The organism is Knoellia aerolata DSM 18566 (assembly GCF_000768695.1).
Lineage (GTDB): Bacteria > Actinomycetota > Actinomycetes > Actinomycetales > Dermatophilaceae > Knoellia > Knoellia aerolata.
In genome coordinates this window covers 1-6,694 of record NZ_AVPL01000097.1, presented here as the reverse complement: position 1 = coordinate 6,694, position 6,694 = coordinate 1, and the positions used below count along the sequence as shown (strand labels likewise).

Sequence of the window (6,694 nt, the reverse complement as noted above, 5' to 3'; positions counted from 1 at the left end):
CGGTGACCGCCGTGCTGGCGGCTCGCCCGGTGCGGACGCCGAGGGTGCCCGCGCCGAGGGGACTGACGGGACTGATGACCGCCTCGGGCGCGGCGGCGGCACCGACGCGAGCCGGGACCGCGACGTCCTCGACGCCGCGCACCCCGCTCAGCTCGGGTCCGGGACAGAACAGGTCGGCGGAGGTGACCGGTGCCAGGGTCGGCGCGGCCGCCGCGGACCCGCTCGACGACGCGAGGCCGGTCACCGGCGAGGTCGTCGCCAGCGCGACCAGTCCCCCGGCGACGGCGGTGGTGAGGAGCAGTCGGCCCGGCCCGACCCAGCGCGCGCGGTTCATCGTCCACTCCTGAAGGTGCGTGTCCCGAAGGGGATCGCGAGGAACCCGACGACGAGGACCGCGAGACCCTGCAGGAGGCGCCACCACGGGTGCTGCGGCTCGACGTCGATGGTGAGCTCGTGCTCACCGGCCGTCAGGGGGTAGGTCGGTTGGGGCGCGTCGGCCAGGGCGCGGAGCTCGCGGCCGTCGACCTTGACGCTGGCGTGGTCGGCCCAGCGCGGCGGCTCGGCGACGGTGAGGACGTCGCCACGGCGTGCCGTGACCGTCGTGCTCGTCGCGCCGTTCTGGCCCGTGGTCGCGACGGCGGCGGTGTCCCTCCCCGTGACGATGGTGAGACGCGAGGGGGCCACCGCGCGGTTGGTGGCGGTGCCGACGGCGGCGATGCGCCACATGTCGTAGCCGCCCCTGCTCGCGAGCCGGGACAGGCCGCGGGCCGAGTCGAGGGTGCGCGCGACCTCGTCGCCCGCGCCCTGCGCGACCGCGACGAAGCCGACTGCCTGCTGGGCCAGGCGGACCCCGGCGTCCGGGCGGGTGCCGTCGAGGAGCCCGCTGACGTCCTCGGCGATGAGCGCGTCGCCGGTGAGGGGCTGCGGGAGGATCCGGGCCAGCTCCCCGGTCTCTCGACCGACGACCCGGTATGCCGCACCGCTGGGTCCCGGGGTGACGAAGACGGTGCGGTTGGCGAGCTCTCCCCCGGCCTGCTCGACCGCGACGGCCGGCCTCGGGTCGGACCAGGTGCTCAGGCGGTCGTCGAAGCCGAACCAGCCCAGCGCGCCGGCGGAGACGGCGGCGACGAGCCCGAGCGCGACCGCCGCTGCGGGGCGGACGCGGCCCGTGAGGGACTGGATGCCGAGCACCGCCGCGGCGATGAGGGCCAGCGCGAGCGGCAGTATGAAGGTGCCGACCCACGGCGTGACGGCCCCACCGGGCGACGTGGTCGACGCGGCGAGGTCGAGCCGGGGGGCGAGGAGGACACCGGCCAGCGACAGCACGGCGAGCAGGGCCGCCCCGGTCGACACGGACCGCGCCCGGCGCTGGCCGAGCAGGCCGGCGAGCCCGGCGGCGACGACGGCCGCGCCGACCCACCACGGCGTGCTGCCCACGCCACCGGGGTGGAGGAGGGCCAGAGCGAGCGGCTCGGTGTCGTTGGGCGACCACGCGCTGAGCCCCGGGCCGGTGGCGGCCAGGGCCCAGTCGTCCGCGACGTCGGCCAGCCAGGGGCCGAGGAGCAGGGGTGCGACGACGGCCGGCACGAGGGCTCGGGCGCGGGCCTCTGCACCGCAGACCACGGCGACACCGAGGCAGCAGAGCACGACGAGGGCGAGCAGCGGGGGCGCGAAGGCCCCCAGCGCGGCGGCGCCGAGCGCCGTGGCGAAGGCGCCCGTCGCGGTACCGGTCGGGCGGGCGATGAGGACGATCCCCCCGAGCACCACCGGGAGCAGGATGAGGGCGACGAGGGCGCCCAGCCGGCCCTGGGCGACGGAGGCACCGGCCGCGCCCGTGGTGGCCCAGAGGACGGCAGCGACCCCGCGCAGCGCGCGAGAGGTCGTGAGCACCCGCGAGGAGGCGTAGGCCGACAGGGCCGCGAGGGGCAGCGCGAGGACGAGCAGGGCACCGACGAGGGCACCGGCGGGCGACGTGACGTCCGACCCGCCCGGGAGCTGTTCGACCAGCCACGTGGGGACGGCGAGCAGCGCCAGCGCGGGGCTGGCCGCACCGTCGCCGCCGAGCCCGGTGCCGTGCCAGCCGTCGAAGGCGGCGCTCCACAGGCTGCCCGAGGTCGCGGGGCTCGCGACGAGCTCGCCTCCGGTGACCCCCGAGCCGAGACGGCCGAGGAGGTCGCCGCCGATCTCGCGTCCCGCGGCGACGACGACGGCGAGGACGGCGAGGACGGCGAGCACCCCGGGGTGTGCCAGGGCCCGGGACAGCGAGGAGGACTCGTCGTCGCGCGAGCCCTCGTCCGGCAGTCGGGTGGGAGCCACGATGGCCTCGTGGGCGCGGTCGAGGGCGCGCCGCACGACGAGCGAGCCGGGGACGAAGAGGGTGTCGATGTCGCCGTGGCCGAGCTCGCGCGACCCCCGGCTGCGGACCCGGGCGAGCACGCCGGTGACGGGGTTGAGGGCGCCGAGGTCGGCGAACGTCTGCGCGGCCGCGCGTGGCCGCTTGAGGAGGAGCAGGCCGACGCCGGCCGCGACCGAGCTGACGAGGACCCAGAGCGCGAGGAAGGGCGCCTGCCACGACGGGGCACGGGTCAGGGCCACCCGGCGGGCGGCCCGACGACGCGCCGGGGTCGTGGCGGTCGCGAGCCCGAGGGACGCGACCGAGCGAAGCCGCGCGTCCGGGGCCACGACGACCCGGTGGCCCGCGAGCTGCGCCCGCCAGCCGAGGTCGAGGTCGCCACCGAGGTCGCCGAAGGAGCGCTCCCACCCGAGCTCGCGCAGGACCCGGACCGTCGCGAGGAGGCCCGCGAGGGGGACGGCGATGACGTCGCGGCGCAGGTCGTACTGGCCCTGGTCCGGCTCACCCAGCGGCGGGTCCTCGACGACGCGCCCGGTGCGGGTCACGGTGATGCCGACCGAGCGGAGCCGCCCCGGGTCGGAGGCGTCGACGTGCTTGGGCCCGACGACGCCGACGGACGGGCTCCGGCGGTGTGCGGCGAGGAGGCGGGTCAGGGCCTGGGGCTCGGGGACGCAGCCGACGGGCAGGACCCAGACCAGGTCGTCGTCGGCGAGGTCGGCAGACCTGACCCACTGCGTGACCGCCGCGCGATCCGGCATACGGGGGTCGACGGCGACGTGGTCGACGGGGAAGGAGGGGGAGGTCGCCGCGGCGACGAGCTCGGCGGCGGAGGCGGATCCGTCGGGCCCGGACGTGTCGAGGACGACGACGCGGTCGGGGCGGGCCGCGGAGGCGGCGAGCGAGTCGAGGAGCGCCCGCAGACCGGAGTGGGTCCCGGACGTGACGACGACGGCCTGGACCACCGGCCCGTTCAGGGGGGCGGGGGCGTCGGGCAGCACGGCGGCAGTCGTCAGCGTCATGGAGTGGTCGCGCGACCGGTCAGACGGCGCGCTTCTTCAGCTTGCGCCGCTCCCGCTCGGACAGACCGCCCCAGATGCCGAAGCGCTCGTCGTTGGCCAGGGCGTACTCGAGGCACTCGGGGCGCACGTCACAGCCGACGCACACCTTCTTCGCCTCACGGGTGGAGCCGCCCTTCTCGGGGAAGAACGCCTCCGGATCCGTCTGTGCGCACAGGCTTCGCTCCTGCCATGACAGGACCGTCTCTTCGTCCCCCATGGTGTCGACCAACGTCAACTCGTGCATCGCTGCCTCCTCGACCCTTCTGCGACCCAGCTCGTGATCCAGACTTTCTTCCCTCGACCGAGGGGACGTCTGCTGGAACACAATGATGAAATTACACGCGTGTCATACCCATTCGTCAAGCGGAGATCTGCTATCAGTACCGCGGGTGGGTCGCGAACCGGCGTGTCGGGGCGACTCGCCGGTGGGTCAGACTGTCCCGCATGCGAATCACAGCCCTCGCGGGCGGGGTCGGCGGAGCGCGCTTCATCAGGGGCCTGCGGGCCCATCTCGACCGCGTCTCACCGGAGTCGGAGATCACCGTCATCGCCAACACCGGCGACGACATCAGCCTCTTCGGGCTGCGCGTGTGCCCCGACGTCGACACGCTGCTCTACACCCTCGGGGGCGGCATCGACGAGGAGCAGGGGTGGGGCCGGGCCGACGAGTCGACGCGCGTGCAGGGCGAGCTCGAGGCCTATGGGGCGCTCCCCCAGTGGTTCACGCTCGGCGACCTCGACCTCGGGACGCACATCGTCCGGTCCCAGTGGCTGGCGCAGGGGCAGACCGCGTCTGAGGTGACCGCCCGCCTCGCCGCTCGGTGGGGCCTGCCGGAGCAGCGGATCAGGCTGCTGCCCATGACCGACACCCCGGTCGAGACCCACGTCGTCCTCGACGAGGGCGAGACGCAGCGAGCCGTGCACTTCCAGGAGTGGTGGGTCCGGCTGCGCGCCGAGGTCCCGGCGTCGCGGTTCGTCGTCGCCGGTCTGGACCGGGCGGCGGCCGCGCCGGGTGTCCTCGACGCGTTGCGAGACGCCGACGTCATCGTGCTTCCGCCGAGCAACCCGGTCGTCTCGATCGGCATCATCCTCGGGGTGCCGGGCGTCCGCGACGCGCTGCGCGGGTCCACCGCCCCCGTCGTCGGGGTGTCGCCGCTCATCTCGGGTCGGCCGGTGCGTGGTCACGCTGACGCGTGCCTGGCCGCCATCGGCGTCGACTCGACGAGCGCCGCCGTGGCGGGGCTCTACGCGGACTTCCTCGACGGGTGGCTGGTCGACCCCGCCGACGCGTCGGTCAGGGTGCGTGGCGTCGAGACCGCCGTCCACGGTGGGCCGCTCCTCATGACCGACGTCGACGCGACCGCGGCGATCGCGGCCGACCTCCTCGCCCTCGCCGAGCGCGTCCGGCGGTGACCGCGTGACCTCTCCCCTGACGATCGTCCCGCTGCTCGGGGTCCCCGAGGTGCGGGCGGGTGACGACGTCGCGGCGTTGCTGCTGGCGGCGCTGGGGTCCCAGGTGCTGGCGGCCGGTGACGTCGTCGTCGTGTCGAGCAAGGTGGTCTCGAAGGCGTTGGGGCTCAGGGCATCTGGCGCTGGTGCAGCCGCGGACAAGGCCGAGGTCGTGCTGCGCGAGTCCCACCGTGTCGTCGCGGAGCGGGTCTCTGGCGAACAGGTCACCCGGGTCGTCGAGTCGCTGGCCGGACCGGTCATGGCCGCCGCCGGCGTCGACGCCTCCAACACCGGGCCTTCGGGTGAGCTGCTGCTGCTTCCGCACGACCCGGACGCATGCGCCCGTGACCTTCGCGAATCCCTCCTCTCCCAAGCCGGTATGCCGTCCAGCGCACCTGTCGCCGTGGTCCTCAGCGACACGGCGGGTCGGCCGTGGCGGGATGGGCTGACCGACTTCGCCCTGGGGTCCGCCGGGCTGCGCGTCCTGCTCGACCACCGCGGTGAGGGTGACGTCGACGGACGGCTGCTGGCGGTGACGGCTCGGGCGGTGGCCGACGAGATCGCTTCTGCCGCAGACCTCGTCAAGGGCAAGGCAGACGGGGTGGCCGCTGCGGTCGTGCGCGGGTTGCCGTTCGCGTGGTTCGAGGGCGAGGGTGGTGAACTGCCCTCTGGCGCAGCGGATCTCGTGCGGACCGGAGCCGGCGACTGGTTCGCGCTTGGTCACGTCGAGGCTTTGCGCGCCGCCCTGGGCGTGGCGCCGGGGTCGGCGGACTCGGACGCCGTCGGGATCAGGTCGGTGGGTCCCGAGACCCTCAGCGCGCGGATGTCCCGGGTGGTCGCCCTCGCCCTCTGGGCCGATGAGGACGCGAGCCTCGACCTCGAGATCCTGGACGTCCCCGAGGCCTCCGCCGACGACGAGCCGATCGGCGAGGAGCCTCTCGCTGCAGTGGCGCTCGCCGTGGTGACGCTCGGCGCGTCCGACGCCTTCCGGCTGGGTCGACTGAGCGCGCGCCTCGAGGTCGCGGCTGCCAGTGAGGACCTCACTCTGTTCGCGTGGGGTGAGCCGACGGCCGAGAACACCGTCTCCGTCTCGGTCCGCGCCACCCCGGCCCCCCGGCGCCCGGTGCCGTGAGCTCGTCGGCAGGCCCGCCGAGCGGCGGCCGGACGTGGGTGCTCCTCGAGGGCACCAGCGACGTCGCGGCCGTACGCGCCCTGCGGGCCACGCGAGGCGTGCGGCCCGAGGACGAGCCCTGCCGTCTCGTCGACATGGGTGGCGCCACCAACATCCGTCGCCACCTCGAGGCCGCACGAGCAGCCGACCCCCGCCCCACCGTCGTCGGGCTCTGCGACGAGCGCGAGGCGACGTTCTTCGTCCGGGCGCTGGAGGACCTTCAGGAGGTTCCGGTCGATGGAGGTGGAGGCGGGGGCAACCTCTCGGTCGAGGACCTGCCGGCCCACGGCTTCCACGTGTGTCGGCGCGACCTCGAGGACGAGCTGATCCGGGCCCTCGGCGTCGACGGCTCTCGCGCGGTGCTGGCCGAGGTGGGACTCGACACCGCGTTCGCCGCGTTCACCCGGCAACCCGCGTGGCAGGGTCGTCCCGCGCACGAGCAGCTGCGCCGGTTCTGCGGCACGACCTCCGGCCGCAAGGAGCTGCTCGCGGCAGCTCTCGCAGGTGCCATCGACGAGGGGTCCTGCCCTCCCCCACTGGCTGCCCTGCTGGACTCGATGCCCGTGGACTGAAGGGTCGATCTCCTGTTGACCGACCGTCGCAGAGGGCCGTCGGGAACGGCAGGTCTGTGAGTTGATTTGTTTGCAGCACAACGGAATTCGC

Annotated in this window: 5 protein-coding genes and 1 pseudogene; 3 read left to right on the top strand and 3 right to left on the bottom strand. The window is 74.7% G+C overall.

Translation table 11 applies throughout. From position 1 onward, the window contains the following. The 3 genes and pseudogenes from N801_RS18225 to N801_RS18215 all read right to left on the bottom strand — a co-directional run. A pseudogene (locus N801_RS18225) lies at nt 1-334 on the bottom strand (hypothetical protein); the annotation flags it as partial. After that, nucleotides 331-3,372: a glycosyltransferase gene (locus N801_RS18220; protein ID WP_052113295.1), complete on the bottom strand. Its 3,042-nt coding sequence runs from the start codon at nt 3,370-3,372 to the stop codon at nt 331-333. The pseudogene N801_RS18225 and the gene N801_RS18220, both read right to left, overlap by 4 nt. 19 nt (nt 3,373-3,391) lie before the next feature. Next, a complete protein-coding gene (locus N801_RS18215; protein ID WP_035940730.1) occupies nt 3,392-3,655 on the bottom strand; it encodes a WhiB family transcriptional regulator in 264 nt (87 codons plus the stop codon). Between the two features lie 200 nt (nt 3,656-3,855). Between N801_RS18215 and cofD the strand changes: the two genes are divergently transcribed. From cofD to N801_RS18200, 3 genes are read left to right on the top strand one after another with little or no spacing between them, the layout of a single operon-like run. Then, nucleotides 3,856-4,824, top strand: coding sequence for a 2-phospho-L-lactate transferase (gene cofD, locus N801_RS18210; RefSeq protein ID WP_035940729.1), 969 nt, complete (start codon nt 3,856-3,858; stop codon nt 4,822-4,824). 4 nt (nt 4,825-4,828) lie between these two features. Continuing rightward, a complete protein-coding gene (locus tag N801_RS18205; RefSeq protein WP_035940728.1) occupies nt 4,829-5,992 on the top strand; it encodes a coenzyme F420-0:L-glutamate ligase in 1,164 nt (387 codons plus the stop codon). Continuing rightward, complete coding sequence (locus tag N801_RS18200; RefSeq protein WP_035940727.1) at nt 5,989-6,603, top strand: hypothetical protein; 615 nt, start codon at nt 5,989-5,991, stop codon at nt 6,601-6,603. The genes N801_RS18205 and N801_RS18200 overlap by 4 nt, the downstream gene beginning before the upstream one ends. Nucleotides 6,604-6,694: the final 91 nt, after the last annotated feature.

Coding starts and splice junctions, on each gene's coding strand:
- N801_RS18220 (WP_052113295.1), bottom strand. CDS start 3,372: ATGACGCTGACGACTGCCGCCGTGCTGCCCGACGCCCCCGCCCCCCTG.
- N801_RS18215 (WP_035940730.1), bottom strand. CDS start 3,655: ATGCACGAGTTGACGTTGGTCGACACCATGGGGGACGAAGAGACGGTC.
- cofD (WP_035940729.1), top strand. CDS start 3,856: ATGCGAATCACAGCCCTCGCGGGCGGGGTCGGCGGAGCGCGCTTCATC.